The sequence below is a fragment of the Streptomyces sp. NPDC054887 genome (assembly GCF_053610585.1).
This window is the reverse complement of sequence record NZ_JBSGYQ010000002.1, coordinates 20,524-45,156: the sequence shown is the minus strand read 5'-3', so window position 1 is coordinate 45,156 and position 24,633 is coordinate 20,524. Positions and strand designations below refer to the sequence as shown.

Below are 24,633 nucleotides of genomic sequence, written 5' to 3'. Positions count from 1 at the left end.
CAGTAACGGTGGACGGCCGTGGAGCGCTCCTCGCTCCACGGCCGTCCCCGTGCCCGCGCTGTCCGTTCCCGGTGTCGAGGCAGGCGGCGCGCGTCCGTTCGAACGTCTTGATCGGGCCCGGGACGGCTGTCGTGGTCAGGACCAGACGGCGACGAAGTAGCCGACGCCGTAGGGCGCGTCCTCGTACAGCAGCTGCCCGCCGAGTCCGGCGCCTTCCGCCGCGCCCGCGAGGACCTGCCAGGGCGCTCGCCCGGCCGCCTTGAGTTCGGACGCCAGACGGGCGTCCAGGGCCGACAGCGCGGCCGTGTCGGCCGCGCCCAGCGCGCGGGCCGCCGCCGCGTCGAAGCCCTCGGCCCGCTCGTCCAGATAGCCGGGCGCCTTGAGCGTCCGGCAGGCGCTGCCGTCGCCGAGCACGAGGAGGGCGACACGGTCCGCCCGGGCGGCGAGTCCGCGGCCCTCCTGCGCGCACAGTTCGGCGGGCAGCTCTTCGCCTACGTGCAGCCCCTCCACGCGGGCGTCCGCCCAGCGCGCACGGGAGAGCAGCCAGGCGCCCACCGCGAGGGACGGGGGAAGAGCGCTCACGGGGACACCCGGGCGCGGCGGGGCGTCCGCTCCGAGGTACGTCTCGAAGTCCACCCCGAACCCCCGGAAGCTGCCCGTGGCGCCCTGGTGGTGCGTTCCGGTGCCGTCCTGCCCGGCCGCGCCGACCACGACCAGCAGGTCGGGCCGGGAGGCCGCGAGCACGCCCACGGCGTCCGCGCACGCGTCCCGGGCGGCGTCGAGTTCCGGTGCGGCCCCCGAGGCGACCTCGGGGACCAGGAGCGGCGGACAGGGGCACACGGCGGCGGCGACAAGCATGCGCGGAAGCCTAGTACGCCGCCCGCGCCGCACCGCTGGGCGGCGGCCCGCCGGTCACTGGACGGAGCAGCCGCCCGTGGCCGCCGGCAGCGGCTCCGGTACGCCGATCTTCGGCAGCCCCAGGAGGACGCCGGCGCCCTGCTTCGGCTCCGCGTTGCGCTTCTCCCAGGCGTCGCCCGAGCGGGTGCGGCGTACGGCCTTGGAGGGGCCCTCGGCCAGCAGGTGGTGCGGCGCCGCGTAGGTGATCTCGACCGTCACCACGTCACCGGGACGGACGTCCTCGTCCGGCTTGGTGAAGTGGACGAGACGGTTGTCGGGGGCGCGGCCGGAGAGGCGGTGGGTGGCGCCGTCCTTGCGGCCCTCGCCCTCGGCGACCATGACGTCCACGGTCCGGCCGACCTGCTTCTTGTTCTCCTCCCAGGAGATCTCCTCCTGGAGGGCGACCAGGCGCATGTAGCGCTCCTGGACGACCTCCTTGGGGATCTGGTCCTCCATGGTGGCGGCCGGCGTTCCCGGGCGCTTGGAGTACTGGAAGGTGAAGGCCTGGGCGAAGCGCGCCTCGCGGACCGTGTGCATGGTCTGCTCGAAGTCCTCCTCGGTCTCGCCGGGGAAGCCCACGATGATGTCGGTGGAGATGGCGGCGTGCGGCATCGCGGCGCGCACCTTCTCGATGATGCCGAGGAAGCGCTCCTGGCGGTACGAGCGGCGCATCGCCTTGAGCACCGTGTCCGAGCCGGACTGGAGCGGCATGTGGAGCTGCGGCATGACGTTCGGCGTCTCGGCCATGGCGGCGATCACGTCGTCCGTGAAGTCGCGCGGGTGCGGCGAGGTGAACCGCACGCGCTCCAGGCCCTCGATCTTCCCGCAGGCCCGCAGCAGCTTGGAGAACGCCTCGCGGTCGCCGATGTCGGAGCCGTACGCGTTGACGTTCTGACCGAGCAGGGTGATCTCGGAGACGCCCTCGGCGACCAGCGCCTCGATCTCGGCGAGGATGTCGCCGGTCCTGCGGTCCTTCTCCTTGCCGCGCAGCGCCGGGACGATGCAGAAGGTGCAGGTGTTGTTGCATCCGACGGAGATGGACACCCACGCGGCGTACGCGCTCTCGCGCCGCGTCGGCAGCGTGGAGGGGAACGCCTCCAGCGACTCCGCGATCTCGACCTGCGCCTCTTCCTGGACGCGGGCGCGCTCCAGCAGCACCGGCAGCTTGCCGATGTTGTGCGTGCCGAAGACCACGTCGACCCAGGGGGCCTTCTTGACGATGGTGTCGCGGTCCTTCTGCGCCAGGCAGCCGCCCACGGCGATCTGCATGCCCGGCCGCTTCGTCTTCATGGGGGCGAGCCTGCCGAGGTTGCCGTACAGCTTGTTGTCGGCGTTCTCCCGCACCGCGCAGGTGTTGAACACGACGACGTCGGCGTCACCGTCGGCGCCCTCCGGCGCACGCACGTATCCCGCGCCCTCCAGGAGGCCCGAGAGCCGCTCGGAGTCGTGGACGTTCATCTGGCACCCGTAAGTGCGCACCTCGTATGTCTTCTCGCTCATCTCGTACACCAGGGTACGGGCCCGGGCACCCACTGGTCTCCGAGGGGAGTGAACTGGCAGGATCGCGCGCATGCTCCAGGCCCTCCCCCGCTTCAGCCGCCGCCGCGCCCTCCAGGGGTCCCTCGCCGCACTCGTGGTGACCGGACTGCTGCTGTGGTGGCTCCTGCCCCTCGGGGAGTCCTCGCCGCGCGGGAGGGTCACGTTCAGTACGGGCGTGACGACGGGCGTGTACCAGCGCTACGGCGAGCTTCTGGACGAGGCGGTCGCCCGCGACCTGCCCGGCGTCGCCATGGACCTGCGGGCCAGCGAGGGCTCGCGGCAGAACCTGGCGCGCCTGGTGAACGGCGAGGCCGACTTCGCCATCGCCACCGCCGACGCCGTGGCCCAGTACTACCGGGACGGTCTGCCCGGCGGGTACCGGCTGCGCGGGTGCGCGCGGCTGTACGACGACTACGTGCAGCTCGTCGTGCCGAAGCGTTCCCCGGTGCGCTCGGCGGCCGGTCTGCGGAACAAGCGGGTGGCCGTCGGGCAGGAGGGCTCCGGCGTACGGCTGGTCGCGAACAAGCTCCTGGAGGCCGCGGGGCTCGATCCCGAGGAGGACATCACTCCGGTGTCCATCGGCATCGACACCATGCCCGAGCGGCTGGAGAAGGGCACGATCGACGCCTTCTTCTGGTCCGGCGGCCTGCCGACCGCCGCGGTCAGGAACCTCTCGCAGCGTTTCGACATCCGCCTCGTGCCGCTGGGCGACCTGGTGGACGAGCTGCACGCGGAGCCCGGCCCGTCGCGCCACTACCGGTCCGCCGTGATGCCCGCCGACGCGTACAAGGACGCGCAGGACGGGGAGGCCGTGCCGACGGTGGCGGTCGCCAACCTGCTGGTGACGACCGACGCGGCGGACACCCGGCTGACCGAGGGGCTCACCCGTACGGTCATAGGGAGCCGGGACCGCATCGGCAGGACGGTGCACGCGGCGCAGCTCGTGGATCTGCGGACCGCCATCTACACGGCTCCGCTGGAGCTGCATGAGGGCGCGCGCCGGTACTACCAGTCGGTCAAGCCGTAGGCCCGCTGCGCGGGACCCTGAGGGTCACGCACAGCCCGTGGGGCTCGTTGCGGGCGTACGACATCGCGCCGCCGCCCGCGAGGAGCAGGGCCCGCGAGATGGACAGGCCGAGACCCGAACCGGTGACGTTCTGGTGGCGTGTGCTGCGCCAGAAGCGGTCCCCGACGCGGTCCAGTTCGTCGTCGGTCAGACCGGGGCCGCCGTCGGCGACCGTGATCGTGCAGGACTCGCCGTCCGGCACGACCGTGACGGTGACGTCCTCGCCGCCCGGAGTGAACTTCAGGGCGTTGTCGATCACCGCGTCAAGGGCGCTGGAGATCGCCACGGCGTCGCCCCAGGCGGTCACGGCCTCGGGGCCCTCCCGGGTGAGGTGCACGCCCCGGTCGTCCGCCAGCGGGCGCCAGGCGGCGACCCGCTCGGTGACCAGCTCTCCGATGTCGATGAGCTGGAGGTGCGTGGTGGCCTGCTCGGCCAGCGCCAGCCCCAGCAGGCTGTCGAGGACCTGGGCGAGGCGCTTGCCCTCGGTCCGTACGGAGGCGATCTCCTCGTTGCCCTCGGGGAGTTCGAGGGAGAGGAGTTCGATGCGCAGGAGGAGGGCGGCCAGGGGGTTGCGCAGCTGGTGCGAGGCGTCGGCGACGAAGGCGCGCTGCTGTTCGAGCACTTCCTCGACGTTGTCCGCCATCTCGTTGAACGAGCGCGCGAGACGCCGGAGTTCGGGCGGCCCCCCGGCGACGGCGACCCGTGAGTTCATGAGCCCCGTCGCGATGTCGTGGGTGGCCGCGTCCAGGATGCGTACGGGCCTCAGCACCCAGCCGGTCAGACGGAAGGCGGCGCCCACCGCCACCAGCATCGCCGCGGACTCGCCCGCCGCGATCAGCAGCCAGCCCCGCAGGATCCGCGAACGCATCTGTCCGGTCGGTGAATCGGTCACCACGACGGCGACGACGTCACCGTCCCGTACGACGGGAGAGGCGACGACGATCCGGCCCTCCTGCCAGGGCCAGACCTGCGGCGGATCGTGGCTGCGGCGCTTGTAGAGCGCTTCCTCGAAGGCTTCGAGTCCCTCACCGCTCTCGGGAACGGCCCAGCCCTCGGGTGCGCTCGCCATCGCCCACTTGTCGCGGTAGAAGACGCCGGCCTTGATCCCGTACACGGCCTGGTAGCTGGCGAGTTCGGTCTCCAGGGTCCTGCGGCGTTCGTCCTGACCGCTCTCGGTGCGTTCGGTGACGAACTGGGCGAGCGCCGCGAAGCGGGCCGTGTCGTCGATGCGGTCGACGACCACCCGCTGCTGCTGCGCGGCGGCGACGCTCATCGCGAGGGGGAAGCCCAGCGCGAGGAGGATGCCCGCGAGCAGGACGATGAGGAGCGGGAGGAGACGGGTGCGCACGTGGGACTACGGGCCCTGTACGGACGCGGCCGGTGCGACGAGCCGGTAGCCGACTCCGCGCACGGTCTCGATGAGCGCGGGCATGCGCAGCTTCGAGCGCAGGGAGGCCACGTGCACCTCGAGGGTGCGGCCGGTGCCCTCCCAGCTCGTGCGCCAGACCTCGCTGATGATCTGCTCCCGGCGGAAGACCACGCCGGGCCGCTGCGCGAGGAGCGCGAGCAGGTCGAACTCCTTGCGGGTGAGCTGGACTTCGCTGCCGCCGACGCTCACGCGGCGGGTGGGCAGTTCGATGCGTACGCCGCCGAGCCGCAGCGCGATGTCGTCCCCGGGCGCCGGCGACGGGTCGCCGGTGGCCTTGCGCCGGGCCACCGCGTGGATCCGGGCGAGCAGCTCACCGGTGTCGTACGGCTTCACGACGTAGTCGTCGGCCCCGAGGTTCAGGCCGTGGATGCGCGAGCGCACGTCGGCGCGGGCGGTCACCATGATGACCGGGGTGTCGCTCCGCTTGCGGATCTTGCCGCACACCTCGTAGCCGTCCTGGTCGGGCAGCCCGAGGTCGAGCAGCACGACGCCGAAGGGCTCCTTCTCGGCCGGCAGGAGCGCCTGGATCGCCTCTTCGCCGTTGCGGGCGTGGACGACCTGGAAGCCGTGGCGCAGGAGGACGGCGGAAAGCGCCGCCGCGACGTGGTCGTCGTCCTCGACGAGCAGCAGTCTCATGGCACCTCCCCCTCCGGTCCTCCGGTGAACGCTCTGCGAACAGGTCTCGCGCGCAATTGTCCTCAGGGCATAAACGCCGATGCGTCACGTTCCAGTCAAGGGCCTTCCCGTCACGGGCTTGTTCCGTTATGGAGCCGGTATCCCCGCCCGTGGTCCTGTTCACGCGGAGTGTCCGGTTGAAGCCGGATCGTTATGCTCAATTTCCGCTCAGATGTGATGACGCTGGTCGTAACGCCTGGCTAGGGTCCTCCCCAACCGAGGAGGACGGAGCAAGAAGCCGATGAGCGGAGTTTCAGTGACCAAGGCCGCCGATGACGCTGCCCCCGCAGCCGACGACCTGGTCGTTCTGAGCAACGTCAACAAGCACTTCGGCGCGCTGCATGTGCTCCAGGACATCGACCTGACCATCGCCCGTGGCGAGGTCGTGGTCGTCATCGGGCCCTCCGGGTCCGGAAAGTCCACGCTGTGCCGCACCATCAACCGCCTGGAGACGATCGACTCCGGTGCGATCACGATCGACGGCAAGCCGCTGCCCCAGGAGGGCAAGGAGCTCGCACGGCTGCGTGCCGACGTCGGCATGGTCTTCCAGTCGTTCAACCTCTTCGCGCACAAGACGGTGCTGGAGAACGTCACGCTGGGCCAGATCAAGGTCCGCAAGACCGGCAAGGCCGCGGCCGAGAAGAAGGCGCGCGAGCTGCTGGACCGGGTGGGCGTCGGCTCGCAGGCGGACAAGTACCCGGCGCAGCTCTCCGGCGGTCAGCAGCAACGCGTCGCGATCGCGCGGGCGTTGGCGATGGACCCCAAGGTCATGCTGTTCGACGAGCCCACTTCGGCGCTCGACCCGGAGATGATCAACGAGGTGCTGGAGGCCATGCAGCAGCTGGCGCGGGACGGGATGACGATGGTGGTCGTCACCCACGAGATGGGCTTCGCCCGCTCGGCCGCCAACCGCGTCGTCTTCATGGCGGACGGCAAGATCGTCGAAGAGGCCACGCCCGACCAGTTCTTCAGCAATCCGCGCAGCGACCGGGCCAAGGACTTCCTGTCGAAGATCCTTCACCACTGACGCGGGGTAGTACCCACGCGTCCATCTCTCTTCTGCTGACACAAAGGATGTTCACCATGCAGGTTCGTAAGGTCTCTGCGGCGGCCGCCGTCGTACTCGCGCTCTCCCTCACCGCGACCGCCTGTGGCTCCGGCGAGAAGGACGACAAGGGCGCCGGTGACAAGAAGATCACCATCGGCATCAAGTTCGACCAGCCGGGCATCGGCCAGAAGACGCCGGACGGCAAGTACGTCGGCTTCGACGTCGACGTCGCCACCTACATCGCGAAGGAACTCGGCTACAAGCCGGAAGACATCGAGTGGAAGGAAGCGAAGAGCGCCGACCGCGAGCTCATGATCTCCCGCGGCGACGTGAAGTTCATCGCGGCCTCCTACTCGATCAACGACGAGCGCGCCGAGAAGGTCGACTTCGCCGGCCCGTACCTGCTCGCCCACCAGGACATCCTCGTCCGGTCCGACGACGACTCCATCAAGTCCGCCGCTGACCTGAACAAGAAGAAGCTGTGCTCGGTGACCGGCTCCACGTCGGCGCAGAACGTCAAGGACAAGCTCGCTCCGAAGGCCCAGCTGCAGCAGTACACCACGTACTCGCAGTGCCTCAACGGCCTGCAGAGCAAGGCGATCGACGCGCTGACGACCGACGACTCGATCCTCGCCGGTTACGCCGCGCAGAAGAACTTCCAGGGCAAGTTCAAGCTCGCCGGTCTGAAGATGACCAACGAGAACTACGGCATCGGCCTCAAGAAGGGCGACGCCGACCTCAAGAAGAAGATCAACGACGCCCTGACCAAGATGGTCGAGGACAAGTCCTGGGACAAGGCCGTCAAGGCCAACTTCGGCCCCGCCGGCTACCAGAACGAGCCCGCCCCGAAGATCGGCAACATCGTCAAGTGAAGCAGGGACTGATCGGCGCGCCGCCCCGGGGGGCGGCGCGCCGCGCCCTCCACACACGCGGAAGCGCGGGAGATCGTGTTCGACTTTCTTGAAGGTTATGACCTCTTGGGGGCCTTCTGGGCGACGGTGCAACTCACCGTCCTCTCGGCCCTCGGCTCCCTCATATGGGGAACCGTGCTCGCAGGCATGCGAGTCGGCCCGATCCCCCTGATGCGTGGTTTCGGCTCCGCGTACGTGAACTTCGTGCGGAACATTCCCCTGACCATCATCATCGTCTTCACCTCGCTGGGCCTCAACCAGACGATGGGCGTCACCCTCGGCGCCGAAGCGTTCGACAGCATCAACTTCCGCCTCGCCGTGCTGGGGCTGGTGGCCTACACGTCCGCCTTCGTCTGCGAGGCGCTGCGGTCCGGCATCAACACGGTGCCCGTCGGCCAGGCCGAGGCGGCACGCGCGCTGGGACTGCGCTTCAGCCAGGTACTGACACTCATCATCCTGCCGCAGGCCTTCCGCGCGGTGGTGGCGCCACTCGCCAACGTACTGATCGCGTTGACGAAGAACACGACCGTGGCCGCGGCCATCGGTGTCGCGGAGGCGGCCTTCCTGATGAAGGGCATGATCGAGAACGAGGCACAGACCCTTCTGATCGGCGCTGTCTTCGCGTTCGGATTCGTCTGCCTCACCCTCCCGACCGGCCTGCTCCTCGGCTGGGTGAGCAAGAAGGTGGCGGTGAAGCGATGAGCTCCCTTCTGTACGACGCCCAGGGACCGCGCGCCAAGCGGCGGAACGTCCTGTACTCGGCCCTGTTCCTCGCCCTCGCCGCTCTGGTGCTGTGGTGGGTGATCGGCAGCCTGGCCGAGAAGGACCAGCTCGACTGGGAGAAGTGGCAGCCCTTCACCGACGGACGTACGTGGACGACGTACATCTGGCCGGGCCTCGAGAACACGCTCCTCGCCGCGGCGCTTGCCATGGTCATCGCGCTGCCCCTCGGCGCGATCCTGGGCATCGCGCGCCTCTCCGACCACAAGCTGGTCAGGGGTGTGGCAAGCACGATCGTGGAGTTCTTCCGCGCGATTCCCGTGCTGATCCTGATGCTGTTCGCCAATGCGGTGTACGCCGGATTCAGTGGCATCAGCTCCGAGAACCGGCCGCTCTACGCCGTGGTCACGGGCCTGGTCCTCTACAACGCCTCGGTTCTCGCCGAGATCGTCCGCGCCGGCATCCTGTCGCTTCCCAAGGGACAGTCCGAGGCAGCCATGGCCATCGGTCTGCGCAAGGGCCAGACCATGCGGTCCGTGCTGCTGCCGCAGTCGGTCACCGCGATGCTGCCGGCGATCGTCAGCCAGCTCGTCGTGATCGTGAAGGACACCGCACTGGGCGGCGCGGTGCTGACCTACGCCGAACTGATGTCGACCATCAGCACGATGAGCGGTTACAACGGCAACATCTTCGCGTCCTTCATCGTCGTCGCGCTGATCTACATCGCCATCAACTACGCGCTGACCACTTTCGCCGGCTGGCTGGAAGCACGCCTGCGGCGTGGCAAGAAGTCCACCGGCGCCACAGTCGGCGCGGACGCGGGCGACGCACTCTCCACTCCTGGGGAGCCCGCAGGGCCGAAAGGCTGAGGTCAAGCGCAGAACTGACGAAATGTGAGGCGGCGGCCACCGCGCCGCCGCCTCTGTCACTTGACGCAGGCACCCGCAGTGGGTTGCATACGTTCTGTGATCGTGCACCGGGTTCCACCTGCCACTTCCCGCATGTCCGTACGGACCGGAGGGGACGCGCCGTGGACCCGGTGATCGTCGTTGGGGCCGGTCCTGTCGGGCTGGCCCTCTCGCTGGCGCTCGCCGGCCACGGCGTGCCCTCCGTCGTGCTCGACGAGGGGCCGGGCAAGGACGAGCCGCGTACGGCGCGGACGGCCCTCCTGCGGGCCGACACGGCGGAGCTCGTCGAGCGGCTCGGATGTACGACGGTCCGTGACGAGGGCACGCGCTGGACCGGGTGGCGGTCGATGCGGCGCAACCAGGACGTACGGGAGATTCGTTTCGGTGACGAGGGCGACCTGCCGTCTCCCACACACCTGCCGCAGCACGACCTGACGCGCGGGCTGCGCGACGCCGTCACCGCGCACGAGCTCGTGCACGTGGTGCCGCACGGGCGCCTGGACACCGTGGAGCTGGACGACGACGGCGTCACCGCGCACACCCGGGAGCCCGGGGCCACCTGGTGGCGGGGCAGCTTCCTGGTCGGGTGCGACGGGGCGAGGTCTACGGTGCGCAAGCTCCTCGACATCCGCTTTCCCGGGCGTACGGCGGTCGAGAGGCACGCCGTCGCCGCGCTGCGCACGGAACTGCCCTGGGACGGGGAGGCACTGCTGCACCGCATGCCGCCCTGGCGCACGGGCGGGCAGGAAGTGACCGCCCGTCCGCTGCGGGACGGGGTGTGGCGGCTCGACTGGCTGCTGCCGCCGCGCGGTGAACTGGTCACGCCGGAGGCGCTGCTCGGGCGGGTGCGGGACACGCTGGCCGGGTGGTGCGGCGGGACGCCGCCGTACGAGCTGATCGACACCGGCGTCTACACCCTGCACCACCGGCTGGCGCGCAAGTGGCGGGTGGGACGGGCGTTCCTCGCCGGGGACGCCGCCCACCTGCTCGGGGCGCTGGGGACGCAGGGGCTGGACGAGGGGCTGCGGGACGTCGACAACCTGGCCTGGAAACTGGCGCAGGCATGGCATCTGGGGGCGTCGCAGACGTTGCTGGACAGCTACCAGGCCGAGCGGCGCACGGCCGTCGCCGCGCGTCTGCGCGCCGCCGACCAGGCTCTGCCGATTCTGCGCGGCAACGGGCTGCGGACGTACCTGCCCGGTACGGCCCGGGGGCACGACACCCTGCTCGCGGACGCGCACCTGGGGCGCGGGGCGCTGGGAGCGCCGCCCGCGTACACGCACTCCCCGCTCGCGCCCCCCGAGAGCGAGGCGCAGACGCTGGTCGGCACGCCCCTGGGCGGGCCGGTCGCCGACGTACGGGTGACGGCGCCCGACGGTTCGGTGGTACGGCTGCGGGAGCGGCTGGGGCGGGGGCGGCAGCTGGTGGTCCTGGTCGCGCCGGGGACCGGCGTGTGGGACCGGCGGCACTGGATGACGGCGGGTGTGATGCCGCGGCTGGCCGCGGCGGTGACGGCGCTGCCGGTGCGGGCCGAGCTGCTGGTCACGGAGGGCTACCCGGGGGCGTCGGCGCACACCGTTCTGCTGGTGCGGCCCGACGGGCATCTGGTGGCGGCGTTCCAGGGCGTACGGCCGGCCGATCTCTACGCGGCGGCCGACGCGGCGCGCGGCGGTCCGCCCGCGTCGGCGCAGGCCGGGCCGGGTCCGCAGCGCTCCGGTGCAGCGGACGACGCGGTGGAGTCCGCCTCCTCCGAAGGACCCGACGGCGAGGAGGGGACCGCTCGGGCCGGCCTCAGCGACCGTACGGCGGACATCAATTGACCACTGCGGGCGTGCGTGGTGTACTCCGGAGCGTGACCGACACCGATGTGCGCCTGTGGCGGAGGGTCCATATGGACCTCGTCCGCTATGCGGGCTGCGTGTGTCGCCCGTCCTGCTGATTCGCTCTTCCCTCTCACGCGCTGTGCCGTGCCGTGTTTCCGGCCGCCGCGCGTTTTCGCGAACTTCTCAGGACGGTCCTCTGTGTCTCTTTCCGTACGTTCCTCCGGCGTGCCCGAAAGCGTTCCCCGCGACGCCGCGCGCCCTGCCGCGCCCTCTGCCGCGGAACTGCTCGCGTTCGTGCGCCGTACCGCCGCCGACGCTTCCCTGGTGGCGTCCCTCCCGCTCGATCCCGAAGGCCGTACCTGGGTACGGCTGGACGGGCCCGGCGGCAGCGAGGCGTGGCTGATCGGCTGGCCGCCGGGCACCGGCACCGGCTGGCACGACCACGGCGGCTCGCACGGCGCCTTCGCCGCCGCTGCGGGCGCCCTGCGCGAGGAGTCGCTGGCGGCACGCCTCCCCACCGAGGGCTGGAAGACCCTCGAACTGGCCGACGGGGTCGACCGGGAACGGGAGCTGACGCCCGGTCGGGGCCGCGCCTTCGGGGCACACCACGTGCACCAGGTGCTGAACGAGTCGCCGCACGAGCACGCCGTCTCGGTGCACGCGTACTACCCTCCGCTGCCGATGATGCGGCGCTACAGCCGCACCGGCGCGGTGCTGCGTCTGGAGCACGTCGAGCGTCCCGAGGAGTGGGTGTGAGCAGCGAACACATCGGCATCGACGAACTGCTGGAGCGGGTACGCGAAGGGCTCGACCGGGTCGGGCCGCGGGAGGCGTACGACGCCGCCGCCTCCGGGGCGCTGCTGGTGGACATCCGGTACGCCGCGCTGCGCGAGCGGGACGGGTTGATCCCGGGGGCGCTCGTGGTGGAGCGCAACGAGCTGGAGTGGCGGCTCGATCCGCAGGGCAGCCACCGGGCCGCGGAGGCCACCGGTCATGATCTGCGGGTCGTGGTGATCTGCAACGAGGGGTACGCGTCGAGTCTCGCCGCCGCTTCGCTGCGCCAGTTGGGCCTGCACCGGGCGACAGACCTGGACGGCGGTTTCCAGGCATGGCGCGCGGCGGGACTGCCAGTGGAGTTGTAGGAGCGGGGCTGTGGCGGGGGCCCGCCGCGCAAATCCCGGGCCCCGGGCATCGACCACCACCAGCACGGGCACCGAGTGCGGGACCCAGGTGTGGTGCGGGCCGCGGGGGAGGCTGGGCCGCCGTGTGGTGCGGGGCTGCGCGGGGTGCCGACCTCGGCATACGGGACCCCGCCCGTGGTGCGGGGCGAGTGGGCGTGTCCCGGCCGCCGGGCCCTGAGTTCCCTGAGCCCCAGCGCCGGCACCCGCCGCCGACGCCCGGACACACACCGCCGCGCGCCTCGCCGCCGTACGCGTCTCACCGTGTACGTCCGCGCTGCGAGCGCACGGCGTCGGCGCGGGACGGGGGCGGTCCGCCGTTGCGGCTCAGAGGGGATCGTAGTCCAGGCCGTCGGTGTCTTCGCCCTCTTCTTCGATCGCGCGCCTGACCACCCGCAGGGCCATGCCCTCGGGGTAGCCCTTGCGGGCCAGCATGCCGGCGAGGCGGCGCAGCCGGCGGTCGCGCTCCAGGCCGCGGGTGGAGCGGAGCTTGCGGGCCACCAGCTCGCGGGCCCGCTCCTCCTCCTGGTCGGAGTCGAGCTGCCCCATGGCGTCGTCGATGAGCGTGGGTGCGACGCCCTTGTTGCGCAGCTCGCGGGCGAGTGCCCGCCGGGCGAGGCCCCGCCCGTGATGGCGGGACTCCACCCATGCGTCCGCGAAGGCCGCGTCGTCGATGAGCCCGACCTCCTCGAAGCGGGACAGCACCTCGTCCGACACCTCGTCGGGGATGCCCCGCTTCCGGAGCGCGTCCGCGAGCTGCTTGCGGGTGCGGGCGGTCCCGGTGAGCAGGCGCAGGCAGATCGCCCGCGCCTGCTCAGCCGGATCCTGAGGCGGCAGCCCCTTCCCGGCCCTCGACGGGTCGGAGCCTGCACGGTCCTCGGGCTCCATGCCGTCGCTCGCGTCTCCCGGCCAGTCCGTCCTCCGGGTCACGGTCTAGCTCTTGGCTGCCGCGGGCTTGGCCGTCTTGGCCGCCTTGGTCGCCGGAGCCGGAACCGCCTTCGCGTCGGCGGCCGCGGGGGTGCCGCCCGCCGCGTCCGCGCCGGGCTCGGCGCCCGGAGCCGCCGGCCTGACGCCGACGCCCAGCTTCTCCTTGATCTTCTTCTCGATCTCGTCGGCGAGATCGGGGTTGTCCTTCAGGAAGTTGCGGGCGTTCTCCTTGCCCTGGCCGAGCTGATCGCCCTCGTACGTGTACCAGGCGCCCGCCTTGCGGACGAAGCCGTGCTCCACGCCCATGTCGATCAGACCGCCCTCGCGGCTGATGCCCTGGCCGTAGAGGATGTCGAACTCGGCCTGCTTGAAGGGCGGCGCGACCTTGTTCTTGACGATCTTCACGCGGGTGCGGTTGCCGACCGCGTCGGTGCCGTCCTTCAGGGTTTCGATGCGCCGGATGTCCAGTCGCACCGAGGCGTAGAACTTCAGCGCCCGGCCACCGGTCGTGGTCTCCGGCGAGCCGAACATCACACCGATCTTCTCGCGGAGCTGGTTGATGAAGATCGCCGTGGTACCGGACTGGTGCAGCGCACCAGTGATCTTGCGCAGCGCCTGGCTCATCAGCCGGGCCTGGAGACCGACGTGCGAGTCGCCCATCTCACCCTCGATCTCCGCCCGCGGCACGAGCGCCGCCACGGAGTCGATGACGATCAGGTCGATGGCGCCGGAGCGGACCAGCATGTCCACGATTTCGAGCGCCTGCTCGCCGGTGTCCGGCTGGGAGAGGATCAGGTTGTCCGTGTCCACGCCGAGCGCCTTGGCGTACTCGGGGTCGAGGGCGTGCTCCGCGTCCACGAACGCGACGGTGCCGCCGGCCTTCTGCGCGTTGGCCACGGCGTGCAGCGTCAGCGTCGTCTTGCCGGAGGACTCCGGTCCGTACACCTCCACCACGCGGCCACGCGGCAGCCCGCCGACGCCGAGGGCGATGTCCAAGGCGGTCGACCCGGTGGAGATGACCTCGATGGGGTCGTTCGGCCGGTCGCCGAGGCGCATGACCGCGCCCTTGCCGAATTGCCGTTCAATCTGCGCGAGCGCGGCGTCGAGCGCCTTCTCGCGGTCGGTGCCTGCTGCCATGGGTTCCACCCGATTTGCTTGAGTCGATCGCTTCACGTCAAAGACGCTATCTCGTGCCACTGACAATGCGCCCCGGCGTCGTCCTGACCTGTGGATAACCCTCCGCAGCACCACGGCCAGAACCCCATCAGAATGGATGTTCGATTTTGCTGTCAAGCGCACCACGCCCATGGTGGCGGGCGTGGTGGGACCGGTCAGGCGTCGTCGTCGTCCGAGGACGGAGACCGGCCCGGCGCCCGGTCCGGCGCCCCGTCCGTGCCCGCCCCCTGCCGGCGACCGTCGCGCAGCGCGCGCCGCAGGCGCACCAGGGCCGAGACTCCGCGCCGCCGCGGGCGCCGTCCGTGCACGCGCGGGTCGTCCGTCACGGCGTACCGCTTCACGTACGCCCCGAGGAAGGCCTGAAGCGTCGCGACGGCCGGGATCGCGATCAGTGCGCCGATGGCTCCCATGAGCGCGGTGCCCGCGACGACCGAGCCGAACGCGACCGCCGGGTGGATGTCGACGGTCTTCGAGGTCAGCTTGGGTTGCAGCACGTAGTTCTCGAACTGCTGGTAGACGACGACGAACCCGAGCACCCACAGCGCGTACCAGGGGTTGACGGTGAAGGCGATCAGCATCGGCAGCGCGCCCGCCAGGTAGGTGCCGATCGTCGGGATGAACTGCGAGATGAGGCCCACCCACACCGCGAGGGCGGGCGCGTACGGGACGTCGAGGATCAGCAGCAGGATGTAGTGCGCGACGCCCGAGATGAGTGCCATCAGGCCGCGCGAGTAGATGTAGCCGCCGGTCTTGTCGACGGCGATCTCCCAGGCACGCAGCACCTCCGCCTGCCGGGCGGGCGGCAGTACGGAGCACAGGGCGCGCCGCAGCCGGGGCCCGTCGGCGGCGAAGTAGAACGAGAACAGGAAGATCGTCAGCAGCTTGAACAGGCCGCCGAGGACGGTCGCCGACACGTCGAGGACACCGGTCGCGCTGTTCTGCACGTACCTGCGCAGCCAGTCGGAGTTGAGGACGCTGTCCTGGACCTCGACGCGGGAGAGCTCCGTGTGGAACGTCCGGTTGCTCCAGTTGATCACTTGGTCGAGGTACTTGGGGAAGTCCTCGACCATCTCGATGATCTGACCGGCCAGCATCGAGCCGAGCAGGACGACGAAGCCGACGCCGAAGGCCAGCACCGCGATGAAGACGAGGAAGGTGGCGAGGCCGCGCCGCATGCCGCGGGCCGCCATCCGGCCGACGGCGGGTTCGATGGCGAGGGCGAGGAAGAACGCGATCAGGATGTTGAGCAGCAGGCCGACGAGCTGGTGGAACGCCCAGTTGCCCAGTTGGAAGCACGCGTAGAGCGCCAGCGCGAGCACCATGGCGCGCGGCAGCCACCGGGGCATGCGGGCCGGACCGCCGTTGTTGGGTCCCGCCGTCCCCGGGGGCGCGGGCGGTGGTGCGGTCGGCGGGTTCTCGTGCCCGGCGGGCTGGTCGGTGGGTGCCACGGAGCCAGTGTGTCCCATGCGCGCGCCCTCCGGCCGCTCCCCCTGTGCGCCCCGCACGTCAGCGCTTGTCCGCGGGGACGTCCATCGCGGCGCAGACTGCTCGCCAGACGTCCTTGGCCTCCCAGCCGGCGTCGAGCGCCTGATGGACCGTACGGCCGCCGAGTTCGGCCATCACGTGGTCGCGGGCGAAGGAGTCGGCGTACGCCTCGCCGAAGTGGTCCGCCATCCGCTCCCAGAAAATCGTCAACCGCATGACCCCAGTATCGCGCCCCTGAGAGTGCAGCCCGGCCCGCAGAGCTTGCCGACAGCGCTTTCCGCCCTACGGTCGTTCCATGGCTGGATTTGGGGCATCCCCCCTTGCACGCGCCGAGTACTTCGTCTGGCTGACCGCCCGTGTCCTCGAACAGCGGCGGTTCGCCTACCACTTCATGGACGGCGAGGGTGCCGCGGTCGAAGCGGCCCTCGCCCCCTATCAGGGAGAGGACGGTGGTTACGGCTACGCCCTGGAACCCGATCTGCGCGGTCCCGTGAGCCAGCCGCTGCACGTCGCGCACGCGCTGCGCGTCCTCGATTCGATCGGCCGCTGCGAGGGGCCGCGGGTGGAGCGGTTGTGCCGCTATCTGTCCGAGGTGTCGACGAAGGAGGGGGCGCTGCCCGCGGTGCACCCTTCGCTGCGCGGTTATCCGGCCGCGCCGTTCGTTCCGGTCGTCGACGACCCTCCGAGCGATCTCCTGGCGACGGGCCCGGTGGTGGGGGTGCTGCACCGCAACGAGGTGTGGCACGCGTGGCTGTTCAGGGCCACCGACTTCTGCTGGTCCGCGGTCGAGGCGCTGGAGAAGTCGCATCCGTACGAGATCCAGGCGGCGCTCGCCTTCCTGGACGGCGTGCCCGACCGGGCGCGGGCGCGGGCGGCCGCGGACCGGCTCGGCCGGCTGGTGCGCGACCAGGGGCTCGTGGTGCTGGATCCGGAGCGGTCCGGGGAGCAGCCGGTCGCCGACGGGTACGCGCCGGGCGAGCACCACTTCGCGTACGACTACGCCCGTACGCCGGGGTCTCTCGCCCGTGGCTGGTTCACCGACGAGGAGATGGCCCGCTCGCTGGACTTCCTCGCCGCCGCGCAGCGGGAGGACGGGGGCTGGCCGATCCGGTGGCGTGAGTGGGCGCCGGGGACGGCCCTGGAGGCGCGTCCGGGCGTGACGATCGACGCGCTCCTGACGCTGCGGGCGTACGGGCGCGCTATCGGCTGACGCCTGCGGGGCGCCGCCCGGTGCCGGAGGTGGCACACCGGGGGCGCACGTTCTCCCCGCGCGCTCCGTGGCCGTCAGCCGCCGAGGGCTCGTACGCCGGCCGTGACGGCCACGGCGGCACCGACCACGACGAGGAAGGGGGCGCGCAGGACGAGTGCGAGCGCCGCCGCCGCGAGTCCCGCGCCCCGGGCGTCCAGTACGAGTTCCTGACCGGTGCTGAAGGTCTGCTGGGCGGTGAGAGCGGCCAGCAGGGCCACCGGAAGCAGGGCGGCCAGGCGCTTCACGATCGGGCGTTCCAGGGCGCCCGCCGGGACGAGCAGCCCGAGCAGTTTGACCAGGTAGCAGCCGGCGGCGGTGGCGCCGATCGCGATCCAGACGCTCATCGGGCGTCCTCCTTCGTGGTGCGGCGGGCCCGCAGGCCCTGTACGCAGAGCAGCGCCGGTGCGGCGAGTGCGGCGACGAGCACCGGCACGCCCGCGGGGAGTACGGGCAGGAATCCGAGGGCCAGCAGCACCGCGACGCCCGCGACGGCGCGTTCCGTTCCGGTACGGAGCATGGGGGCGAGCAGGGCGAGGAAGACGGCGGGGCTCGCCGCGTCGAGGCCCCACGCGTCGGTGTCACCGATGGCCTCGGCGCCCAGTGCGCCGACGAGGGTGGTGAGGTTCCACAGCACGTACAGGGACAGCCCCGTGACGGTGAAGCCGAGCCGGGCGCTGTGGCGCGAGGGCTGGGCGAGCGTGACGGCCGTGGTCTCGTCGATCACCCAGTGGGCGGCGAAGGGGCGTACGAAGCGGGGCAGTGCCAGCAGCTGGGAGAGCCGCAGCCCGTAGAAGGCGTTGCGTACCCCGAGGAAGAAGGCGCCCGCCGCGGCGGTGAACGGATTGCCGCCGGCCGCGAGTGCTCCCACGAGGGCGAACTGCGAGGCCCCGGTGAACACGAGGAGGCTGAGCGCGCAGGTCTGGAGCAGGCTGAGGCCGGATCCCGCCGAGGTGACGCCGAACGCGAAGCCGGAGAGCCCGACGGCGACGCCCACCCCGAGGGCGTCGCGGACGACGGCGCTGTCCGGCCTGTCCTCGGGTGGTGCCGGGGGTGCTGTGCGTATCGCTGGGGGTGTCGTCTGCTCTGTCACGCCGGGACACTACGACGGACCGCGGCGGCCGGTCTTGTACGTTCTTGCGCGTTCCCGCTGGTAGGCGCCGGGCGGCACCCCGACGATGCGGGTGAAGTGCCGGTTCAGATGCGGCTGGTCGCTGAAGCCGACGGTGACGGCCGCGACGGCGGGGGCGGTGCCGTCCTCCAGGAGCCGCCGGGCGCTGCGCACGCGGGCGTTGGTGAGCCAGGTGTGGGGCGGCATGCCGTACGCCGCCTTGAAGGCGCGCAGGAGGGCGAACGGGCCGGTCCCGAGTTCGTGCGCGAGCTGTTCCAGGGAAGGCGGCTGTGCCATGCGCTCCTCCAGGAGGCTCCTGGCGAGGGCCGCCGTGCGGGCGCCGGCCGCGGTCGGCGTACGGGAGGGCAGCGTGCGGCCGTGCCGGCGCAGCAGTCCGGCGACGGCGATGCGGAGCAGGCTGTCGGCGGCGAGGGCGTTGCCCTCCTCGGCCGCCCTGTGCACGGCGCGGATGAGCCGGGCGGTGCGGGCGTCCTCGACGATGGTCTCGGCGAAGCCGGGCGTCCCGCGCAGGTTCGTCGTCTCGTCGGCGATGCCGGCGACCACTTCCGCGGAGGGGTAGAGGGTGGCGTACGACCATCCCTCGGGCACGCCGGCGTGCGCGGAGTGCGGCACCTCCGGGTTGATCATGACGACGGTGCCGGGGCGGGCCCTGATCGTCCCCTCCGGCATCACGACGTCCTCGATGCCCCGGAAGACCGCGCCGAGGACGAAGCCCTCGTGGCTGTGCCGGGCGAAGGAGTGGCGTACGTAGCGAGCCCGCAGCAGGTCGAGTCCGGGGACGCCCGGGTACTGCCAGTGGCGCGCCCACTCGTCGGCATCGCGTGGCTCCGTCGTGGCCATACAGCCATTCTGCGCCCGTCCGCGCGCCGCTGACCTGCGCGTCCATGTCCTGGACACCCGTTGTCAGTGGTCGGGTGCACGATGGGGGACATGTCCAGGACTGCGCTCGACTCGTTCTCGCCCGCGACCCGCGGCTGGTTCGCCGGGGCCTTCAGCGCGCCCACCGCCGCGCAGGAAGGCGCCTGGCAGGCCATCTCCGAGGGTTCGGACGTGCTGGTCGTGGCCCCGACCGGGTCGGGCAAGACGCTGGCCGCTTTCCTCGCCGCCCTCGACGGTCTGGCGTCCGAGCCGCCGCCCGCGGACCCGAAGAAGCGGTGCCGCGTGCTGTACGTGTCGCCGCTCAAAGCCCTCGCGGTCGACGTCGAGCGCAACCTCCGCAGCCCGCTCACCGGCATCCGCCAGGAGGCCGTACGCTTGGGCCTGTCCGAGCCGGACGTGCGCGTCGGCATCCGCTCGGGCGACACTCCCGCCGCCGAGCGGCGGTCGCTGGCGACGAAGCCGCCGGACATCCTCATCACCACACCCGAGTCGCTGTTCCTGATGCTCACGTCGGCCGCCCGGGACGCCCTGGCGGGGATCGAGACGGTGATCCTGGACGAGGTGCACGCCGTCGCCGGGACCAAGCGCGGCGCGCACCTCGCCGTTTCCCTGGAGAGGCTCGACGAGCTGCTGCCGCGGCCCGCCCGCCGTATCGGTCTCTCGGCGACGGTCCGGCCGGTGGACGAGGTCGCCCGCTTCCTGTCCCCGCAGCGGCAGGCCGTGATCGTCCAGCCGCCGTCGGGCAAGGAGTTCGACCTGTCGGTGGTCGTCCCCGTGGAGGATCTGGGCGAACTGGGCGGCGCCCCCGCCAAGGGTGACGACGCGGGCGACAAGCCGTCGATCTGGCCGCACGTCGAGGAGCGCATCGCCGACCTCGTGCAGGCCCACCGCTCGACGATCGTCTTCGTGAACTCCCGCCGGCTCGCCGAGCGCCTGTGCAACCGGCTCAACGAGATCGCGTACGAGCGGGCCACCGGCGAACCCCTCCCGGAGGACCACTCCCCCGCCGAGATCATGGCCGAGGCGGGCGCGGCCAAGGGAGCCCCGCCGCTGCTGGCCCGGGCGCACCACGGTTCGGTCTCCAAGGAGCAGCGCGCACAGGTCGAGGAGGACCTCAAGGCGGGCCGGCTGCCCGCCGTCGTCGCCACCTCAAGCCTGGAGCTGGGCATCGACATGGGAGCGGTGGACCTCGTCGTCCAGGTCGAGTCGCCGCCGTCCGTCGCCTCCGGCCTCCAGCGGGTCGGCCGGGCGGGGCACCAGGTCGGCGCGGTCTCGACCGGTGTGGTCTTCCCGAAGTACCGGGGCGACCTGGTCCAGTCGGCCGTCGTCACCGAGCGCATGCGCAGCGGCTCCATCGAGGCGCTGCGCGTACCCGCCAACCCGCTCGACGTACTGGCGCAGCAGCTCGTCGCCATGGTGGCGCTCGACACCTGGCAGGCGGACGACCTGCTGGCCGTGGTCCGCCGGGCGGCCCCGTTCGCCTCGCTCCCCGAATCCGCCTTCACCGCGGTGCTCGACATGCTCGCGGGCCGCTACCCGTCCGACGCCTTCGCCGAGCTGCGTCCGCGCGTCGTCTGGGACCGTATCGCCGGTACGGTCACGGGCCGCCCGGGGGCGCAGCGCCTCGCGGTGACCTCCGGCGGCACCATTCCCGACCGGGGGCTCTTCGGCGTCTTCCTGGCCGGCGCCGACCCGAAGCGGGGCGGCGGCCGGGTGGGCGAGCTGGACGAGGAGATGGTCTACGAGTCCCGGGTGGGCGATGTCTTCACCCTGGGCACCACCTCGTGGCGCATCGAGGACATCACACGCGACCGCGTGCTGGTCTCTCCCGCCCCCGGCGTGCCGGGACGGCTGCCGTTCTGGAAGGGCGACCAGCTGGGCCGGCCCCTGGAACTGGGCCGGGCCCTGGGCGCGTTCGTCCGCGAGGTGGGCTCCCTCGCCCCCGACGACGCCCGGCTGCGGCTGACCGCGGCCGGTCTGGACGCCTGGGCCGCCGAGAACGTGCTGTCGTACCTCGACGAGCAGCGCCGCGCCGCCGGTCACGTGCCGGACGACCGCACCATCGTCGTGGAGCGGTTCCGCGACGAGCTGGGCGACTGGCGCGTCGTCGTCCATTCCCCGTTCGGCGCCCAGGTCCACGCCCCCTGGGCGCTGGCGCTCGGCACCCGCCTGACGGAGCGGTACGGCATGGACGCCCAGGTCATGCACGCCGACGACGGCATCGTGCTGCGCCTGCCCGACGCCGACCTGATGGGCCTGGACCTCCTCGACGAGGAGCCGGCCCGGCAGAGCACCGAGTTCGACAGCGACCAGGCACCGCTGGGCGCCGCCGACGTCGCGTTCGACAAGGGCGAGATCAATCAGATCGTCACCGACCAGGTCGGCGGTTCCGCGCTGTTCGCCGCCCGGTTCCGCGAGTGCGCCGCCCGCGCTCTCCTGCTGCCGCGCCGCAGCCCCGGCAAGCGCACCCCGCTGTGGCAGCAGCGCCAGCGCGCGTCCCAGCTGCTCCAGGTGGCTTCCGAGTTCGGCTCCTTCCCGATCGTGCTGGAAGCCGTGCGGGAGTGCCTCCAGGACGTCTTCGACGTACCGGGCCTCACCGAGCTGATGGGGGACATCGAGTCCCGCCGCGTCCGGCTCGTCGAGGTCACCACGCCGGAGCCGTCCCCGTTCGCCCGCTCGCTCCTGTTCGGGTACGTCGCCCAGTTCCTGTACGAGGGCGACTCGCCCCTCGCCGAACGGCGCGCCGCCGCGCTCTCCCTCGACTCCCGGCTGCTGGCGGAGCTGCTCGGTCAGGCGGAGCTGCGCGAGCTGCTCGACGCGGAGGTCCTGAGCGAGCTGGAGCGGGAACTGCAGTGGCTGACCGAGGACCGCAGGGTCAAGGACAGCGAGGGGGTCGCCGATCTCCTGCGAGTGCTGGGCCCGCTCACGGACGCGGAGCTGGCGGCGCGGGGCGCCGAACCGGGGTGGGCCGAGGCGCTGTCGACCGCCCGCCGGGCCATCCGGGTCCGCATCGGGGGCGCCGACCACTGGGCGGCGGTCGAGGACGCGGGCCGGCTGCGCGACGCGCTGGGCACCGCGCTGCCCGTCGGCGTGCCGGAAGCGTTCACGGAGCCCGTCAAGGACCCGCTCGGCGACATCCTCGCCCGTTTCGCCCGTACGCACGGGCCGTTCACGTCGGCCGCGGCCGCCGCCCGGTTCGGCCTGGGGGCGGCCGTCACGGACGGCGCCCTGCAACGCCTCACCGCGAGCGGCCGGGTCGTCCAAGGCGAGTTCCACCCCGCCGGCATCGGTCAGGAGTGGTGCGACGCGACGGTGCTGCGCCGGCTGCGGCGCCGGTCCCTCGCGGCCCTGCGCCAGGAACTGGAACCTGTCCCGCCCGCCGCGCTCGCCACGTTCCTCCCCCAGTGGCAGCACCTGGGCGGCAGCAGCCTGCGGGGCATCGACGGACTGGTGCGCGCCGTCGAGCAGTTGCAGGGCGCGTCTGTTCCCGCGTCCGCGCTGGAGAAGCTGGTTCTCCCGTCCCGCGTCGCGGGGTACTCGCCCGCGATGCTCGACGAGCTCACCACCACCGGGGAGATCGTTTGGGCGGGCTCGGGCGCCCTGCCGGGCAAGGACGGCTGGGTGTCCCTCTACCTCGCCGACGCCGCGCCCCTGCTGCTCCCGCAGCCGCACCCGCTCGAACTCACCGCGCTGCACGAGTCGGTCCTCACCACGCTCTCCGGGGGGTACGGCCTGTTCTTCCGCCAGATCGCCGACCAGGTCCGCGCCACGACCCACCCCGACTGCACCGATCCCCAACTGGCCGACACCCTGTGGGACCTCGCCTGGTCCGGCCGCCTGACCAACGACACCCTCGCACCGCTGCGCTCGCTCCTGGGTTCGGGCCGTACGGCGGGGTCCACCGCCCACCGCGCGAAACGCACGGTCCCGCGCGGCCGTTACGGCACCCTCGGCGCGGCGTCCCGGACCGCCTCCCGCACCGGCCCGCCCACGGTCTCCGGCCGCTGGTCCCTGCTCCCCGCCCACGAACCGGATCCCACCCACCGCGCCCACGCGCTCGCCCGTACCCTGCTCGACCGGCACGGCGTGGTGACACGCGGCGCGGTCGCCGCCGAAGGGGTCGAGGGCGGCTTCTCGGCGACGTACCGCATCCTCGCCGCGTTCGAGGACAGCGGCCAGGCACGGCGGGGTTACGTCGTGGAAGGGCTGGGAGCCGCCCAGTTCGCGATGGACGGCGCGGTCGACCGTCTGCGCGCCGCGGCCACCGCGCGCGAGCGTGCGGAGGGCGACTCCCCGCACCGGGCGGTGGTCCTGGCGGCCGCCGACCCGGCCAACGCGTACGGCGCGGCCCTGCCCTGGCCGGATCCCCCGTCCGACGCCGGCCACAAACCGGGACGCAAGGCCGGAGCCCTGGTCGTCCTCGTCGACGGAGAGCTGGCGCTCTACATGGAGCGCGGCGGCAAGACGCTGCTGGGGTGGCCCACCAGCCCGGACGACCCGTCGGCGTCGGACCCCCGCCTCACCGCGGCGGCCGAAGCCCTGGCCGCGGCGGCGCGGCAGGGTGCGCTGGGCACGGTCACGGTGGAGCGCACCAACGGCGTTCCCGCCCTGACCTCGCCCCTGGGCAAGACCCTGGAAGCGGCAGGTTTCCACCCGACGCCACGAGGGCTCCGCCTGCGCCCCTGACGCCGCCCCACCCCACTCCCCCGACGCGGGCGGCGCCCGTGACAACGCACCCCGCGCCCGTCCACCGCATCATGGACCCATGCCCGAAGGAGACACCGTCTGGCAGGCCGCCCGGCGCCTGCACACCGCCCTGGCCGGGCACCGGCTCACCCGGTCCGACCTCCGCGTGCCCCGTTTCGCCACGTCCGACCTGACCGACCGCACCGTTGTGGACGTCACCCCCCGCGGCAAGCACCTCCTCACCCGCGTCGAGGGCGGCCTCACGCTCCACTCCCACCTCGGCATGGAGGGCGCGTGGAAGGTCTACGCCGCCGGGGAGCGGTGGCGCGGCGGCCCCGACCACCAGATCCGCGCCATCCTCGGCACCGACGAGCGCACCGCCGTGGGCTACCGCCTCCCGGTGCTCGAACTCCTGCGCACCCAGGACGAGGCCGAGGCCGTGGGCCACCTCGGTCCGGACCTCCTCGGTCCGGACTGGGACCTCGACGAAGCCCTCCGCCGGCTCCTGGCCGCCCCGGACCGTCCCCTCGGCGAAGCACTCCTCGACCAGCGCAATCTCGCGGGCATCGGAAACGTCTACAAGTGCGAGCTGTGCTTCTTCGCCCGCGTCACCCCCTGGCTGCCCGTCGGCGAACTCCCCGCCCCCGAGCGCCTGGTCGCCGCCGCCAAGCGCCTCCTGGAGGCCAACCGCGACCGCCCCCGCCGCCGCACCACACTGCGCGAACGCGCCCCCTCCCCCCTCATGTACGTGTACGGCCGCGCCGGCCGCCCCTGCCTGCGCTGCGGCGCCACGATCCGACACGCCGAACAGGGCGAGGCCGGCCGCCTCCGCCCCACCTACTGGTGTCCTCGCTGCCAGTCGGGCCCGACGCCCTGACCGAGGTCACCCCGCCCACACCAGTTGACGG

23 protein-coding genes are annotated in these 24,633 nt (G+C 72.1%); 12 read left to right on the top strand and 11 right to left on the bottom strand.

What is annotated here, in order from left to right:
- Positions 1–135 precede the first annotated feature (135 nt).
- On the bottom strand, positions 136–858 hold the full coding sequence (locus ACWGH0_RS01670) for a class III extradiol dioxygenase subunit B-like domain-containing protein (RefSeq protein ID WP_453402099.1): 723 nt from the start codon (positions 856–858) through the stop codon (positions 136–138).
- A 54-nt stretch (positions 859–912) separates the two neighbouring features.
- A complete protein-coding gene (gene miaB / locus ACWGH0_RS01665) occupies positions 913–2,397 on the bottom strand; it encodes a tRNA (N6-isopentenyl adenosine(37)-C2)-methylthiotransferase MiaB (RefSeq protein WP_453402098.1) in 1,485 nt (494 codons plus the stop codon).
- Positions 2,398–2,467: 70 nt separating this feature from the next.
- Between miaB and ACWGH0_RS01660 the strand changes: the two genes are divergently transcribed.
- Positions 2,468–3,463 (top strand): TAXI family TRAP transporter solute-binding subunit, encoded by a 996-nt coding sequence (locus ACWGH0_RS01660; RefSeq protein ID WP_453402097.1) that lies wholly within the window; start codon positions 2,468–2,470, stop codon positions 3,461–3,463.
- Here the strand turns inward: ACWGH0_RS01660 and ACWGH0_RS01655 are convergent.
- Positions 3,453–4,850, bottom strand: coding sequence for a sensor histidine kinase (locus ACWGH0_RS01655; protein ID WP_453402096.1), 1,398 nt, complete (start codon positions 4,848–4,850; stop codon positions 3,453–3,455). The two genes, ACWGH0_RS01660 and ACWGH0_RS01655, sit on opposite strands and share 11 nt — an antisense overlap.
- 6 nt (positions 4,851–4,856) lie before the next feature.
- Complete coding sequence (locus ACWGH0_RS01650; protein ID WP_453402095.1) at positions 4,857–5,567, bottom strand: response regulator transcription factor; 711 nt, start codon at positions 5,565–5,567, stop codon at positions 4,857–4,859.
- 280 nt (positions 5,568–5,847) lie between these two features.
- On the opposite strand from ACWGH0_RS01650, the gene ACWGH0_RS01645 reads away from it, so the two are divergent.
- The 8 genes from ACWGH0_RS01645 to ACWGH0_RS01610 all read left to right on the top strand — a co-directional run bounded on the left by ACWGH0_RS01645 (position 5,848) and on the right by ACWGH0_RS01610 (position 12,158).
- Positions 5,848–6,633, top strand: coding sequence for an amino acid ABC transporter ATP-binding protein (locus ACWGH0_RS01645; protein ID WP_453402094.1), 786 nt, complete (start codon positions 5,848–5,850; stop codon positions 6,631–6,633).
- Positions 6,634–6,689: 56 nt separating this feature from the next.
- Positions 6,690–7,526: a glutamate ABC transporter substrate-binding protein gene (locus tag ACWGH0_RS01640; protein ID WP_453402093.1), complete on the top strand. Its 837-nt coding sequence runs from the start codon at positions 6,690–6,692 to the stop codon at positions 7,524–7,526.
- Between the two features lie 75 nt (positions 7,527–7,601).
- Positions 7,602–8,267 (top strand): amino acid ABC transporter permease, encoded by a 666-nt coding sequence (locus tag ACWGH0_RS01635; RefSeq protein ID WP_453402092.1) that lies wholly within the window; start codon positions 7,602–7,604, stop codon positions 8,265–8,267.
- On the top strand, positions 8,264–9,154 hold the full coding sequence (locus tag ACWGH0_RS01630) for an amino acid ABC transporter permease (protein WP_453402091.1): 891 nt from the start codon (positions 8,264–8,266) through the stop codon (positions 9,152–9,154). Before ACWGH0_RS01635 ends, ACWGH0_RS01630 begins: the two co-directional genes overlap by 4 nt.
- Positions 9,155–9,315: 161 nt before the next feature.
- Complete coding sequence (locus tag ACWGH0_RS01625; protein ID WP_453402090.1) at positions 9,316–11,013, top strand: FAD-dependent monooxygenase; 1,698 nt, start codon at positions 9,316–9,318, stop codon at positions 11,011–11,013.
- Positions 11,014–11,024: 11 nt separating this feature from the next.
- Positions 11,025–11,132, top strand: coding sequence for a putative leader peptide (locus ACWGH0_RS01620; RefSeq protein ID WP_369522850.1), 108 nt, complete (start codon positions 11,025–11,027; stop codon positions 11,130–11,132).
- 109 nt (positions 11,133–11,241) lie between these two features.
- On the top strand, positions 11,242–11,772 hold the full coding sequence (locus ACWGH0_RS01615) for a cysteine dioxygenase (RefSeq protein ID WP_453402089.1): 531 nt from the start codon (positions 11,242–11,244) through the stop codon (positions 11,770–11,772).
- Complete coding sequence (locus ACWGH0_RS01610) at positions 11,769–12,158, top strand: rhodanese-like domain-containing protein (RefSeq protein WP_453402088.1); 390 nt, start codon at positions 11,769–11,771, stop codon at positions 12,156–12,158. The genes ACWGH0_RS01615 and ACWGH0_RS01610 overlap by 4 nt, the downstream gene beginning before the upstream one ends.
- 363 nt (positions 12,159–12,521) lie before the next feature.
- Here ACWGH0_RS01610 and recX read toward each other — a convergent pair whose 3' ends face one another.
- From recX to ACWGH0_RS01590, 4 genes are all read right to left on the bottom strand, one after another.
- Positions 12,522–13,124: a recombination regulator RecX gene (gene recX, locus ACWGH0_RS01605; protein WP_453402087.1), complete on the bottom strand. Its 603-nt coding sequence runs from the start codon at positions 13,122–13,124 to the stop codon at positions 12,522–12,524.
- Positions 13,125–13,127: 3 nt separating this feature from the next.
- Positions 13,128–14,258 carry a recombinase RecA gene (gene recA, locus ACWGH0_RS01600; protein ID WP_453402086.1) on the bottom strand — a complete coding sequence of 377 codons (1,131 nt, stop codon included), beginning with the start codon at positions 14,256–14,258 and terminating at the stop codon, positions 13,128–13,130.
- A gap of 194 nt (positions 14,259–14,452) precedes the next feature.
- Complete coding sequence (locus ACWGH0_RS01595; RefSeq protein WP_453402250.1) at positions 14,453–15,643, bottom strand: AI-2E family transporter; 1,191 nt, start codon at positions 15,641–15,643, stop codon at positions 14,453–14,455.
- Between the two features lie 160 nt (positions 15,644–15,803).
- Positions 15,804–15,998: a DUF3046 domain-containing protein gene (locus ACWGH0_RS01590; protein ID WP_453402085.1), complete on the bottom strand. Its 195-nt coding sequence runs from the start codon at positions 15,996–15,998 to the stop codon at positions 15,804–15,806.
- A gap of 79 nt (positions 15,999–16,077) precedes the next feature.
- On the opposite strand from ACWGH0_RS01590, the gene ACWGH0_RS01585 reads away from it, so the two are divergent.
- On the top strand, positions 16,078–16,992 hold the full coding sequence (locus tag ACWGH0_RS01585) for a hypothetical protein (RefSeq protein WP_453402084.1): 915 nt from the start codon (positions 16,078–16,080) through the stop codon (positions 16,990–16,992).
- Between the two features lie 74 nt (positions 16,993–17,066).
- Here ACWGH0_RS01585 and ACWGH0_RS01580 read toward each other — a convergent pair whose 3' ends face one another.
- From ACWGH0_RS01580 to ACWGH0_RS01570, 3 genes are read right to left on the bottom strand one after another with little or no spacing between them, the layout of a single operon-like run.
- The gene (locus ACWGH0_RS01580; protein ID WP_453402083.1) at positions 17,067–17,375 is read right to left on the bottom strand and encodes an AzlD domain-containing protein; all 309 of its coding nucleotides are present in this window, start codon (positions 17,373–17,375) and stop codon (positions 17,067–17,069) included.
- Complete coding sequence (locus tag ACWGH0_RS01575) at positions 17,372–18,121, bottom strand: AzlC family ABC transporter permease (protein WP_453402082.1); 750 nt, start codon at positions 18,119–18,121, stop codon at positions 17,372–17,374. The genes ACWGH0_RS01580 and ACWGH0_RS01575 overlap by 4 nt, the downstream gene beginning before the upstream one ends.
- 9 nt (positions 18,122–18,130) lie before the next feature.
- A complete protein-coding gene (locus ACWGH0_RS01570) occupies positions 18,131–19,000 on the bottom strand; it encodes an AraC family transcriptional regulator (RefSeq protein ID WP_453402081.1) in 870 nt (289 codons plus the stop codon).
- 90 nt (positions 19,001–19,090) lie between these two features.
- On the opposite strand from ACWGH0_RS01570, the gene ACWGH0_RS01565 reads away from it, so the two are divergent.
- On the top strand, positions 19,091–23,725 hold the full coding sequence (locus ACWGH0_RS01565; RefSeq protein WP_453402080.1) for an ATP-dependent helicase: 4,635 nt from the start codon (positions 19,091–19,093) through the stop codon (positions 23,723–23,725).
- A 79-nt stretch (positions 23,726–23,804) separates the two neighbouring features.
- A complete protein-coding gene (locus tag ACWGH0_RS01560) occupies positions 23,805–24,602 on the top strand; it encodes an Fpg/Nei family DNA glycosylase (RefSeq protein WP_453402079.1) in 798 nt (265 codons plus the stop codon).
- The last annotated feature ends 31 nt before the right edge of the window (positions 24,603–24,633 follow it).

Excerpts from the sequence above, each read along its gene's own strand:
- miaB (WP_453402098.1), bottom strand. The coding sequence starts at position 2,397 with ATGAGCGAGAAGACATACGAGGTGCGCACTTACGGGTGCCAGATGAAC.
- ACWGH0_RS01595 (WP_453402250.1), bottom strand. The coding sequence starts at position 15,643 with ATGCCCCGGTGGCTGCCGCGCGCCATGGTGCTCGCGCTGGCGCTCTAC.
- ACWGH0_RS01645 (WP_453402094.1), top strand. The coding sequence starts at position 5,848 with ATGAGCGGAGTTTCAGTGACCAAGGCCGCCGATGACGCTGCCCCCGCA.
- ACWGH0_RS01580 (WP_453402083.1), bottom strand. The coding sequence starts at position 17,375 with ATGAGCGTCTGGATCGCGATCGGCGCCACCGCCGCCGGCTGCTACCTG.
- ACWGH0_RS01630 (WP_453402091.1), top strand. The coding sequence starts at position 8,264 with ATGAGCTCCCTTCTGTACGACGCCCAGGGACCGCGCGCCAAGCGGCGG.
- ACWGH0_RS01640 (WP_453402093.1), top strand. The coding sequence starts at position 6,690 with ATGCAGGTTCGTAAGGTCTCTGCGGCGGCCGCCGTCGTACTCGCGCTC.
- ACWGH0_RS01670 (WP_453402099.1), bottom strand. The coding sequence starts at position 858 with ATGCTTGTCGCCGCCGCCGTGTGCCCCTGTCCGCCGCTCCTGGTCCCC.
- recA (WP_453402086.1), bottom strand. The coding sequence starts at position 14,258 with ATGGCAGCAGGCACCGACCGCGAGAAGGCGCTCGACGCCGCGCTCGCG.
- ACWGH0_RS01560 (WP_453402079.1), top strand. The coding sequence starts at position 23,805 with ATGCCCGAAGGAGACACCGTCTGGCAGGCCGCCCGGCGCCTGCACACC.
- ACWGH0_RS01585 (WP_453402084.1), top strand. The coding sequence starts at position 16,078 with ATGGCTGGATTTGGGGCATCCCCCCTTGCACGCGCCGAGTACTTCGTC.
- ACWGH0_RS01660 (WP_453402097.1), top strand. The coding sequence starts at position 2,468 with ATGCTCCAGGCCCTCCCCCGCTTCAGCCGCCGCCGCGCCCTCCAGGGG.
- ACWGH0_RS01590 (WP_453402085.1), bottom strand. The coding sequence starts at position 15,998 with ATGCGGTTGACGATTTTCTGGGAGCGGATGGCGGACCACTTCGGCGAG.
- ACWGH0_RS01650 (WP_453402095.1), bottom strand. The coding sequence starts at position 5,567 with ATGAGACTGCTGCTCGTCGAGGACGACGACCACGTCGCGGCGGCGCTT.
- ACWGH0_RS01570 (WP_453402081.1), bottom strand. The coding sequence starts at position 19,000 with ATGGCCACGACGGAGCCACGCGATGCCGACGAGTGGGCGCGCCACTGG.
- ACWGH0_RS01565 (WP_453402080.1), top strand. The coding sequence starts at position 19,091 with ATGTCCAGGACTGCGCTCGACTCGTTCTCGCCCGCGACCCGCGGCTGG.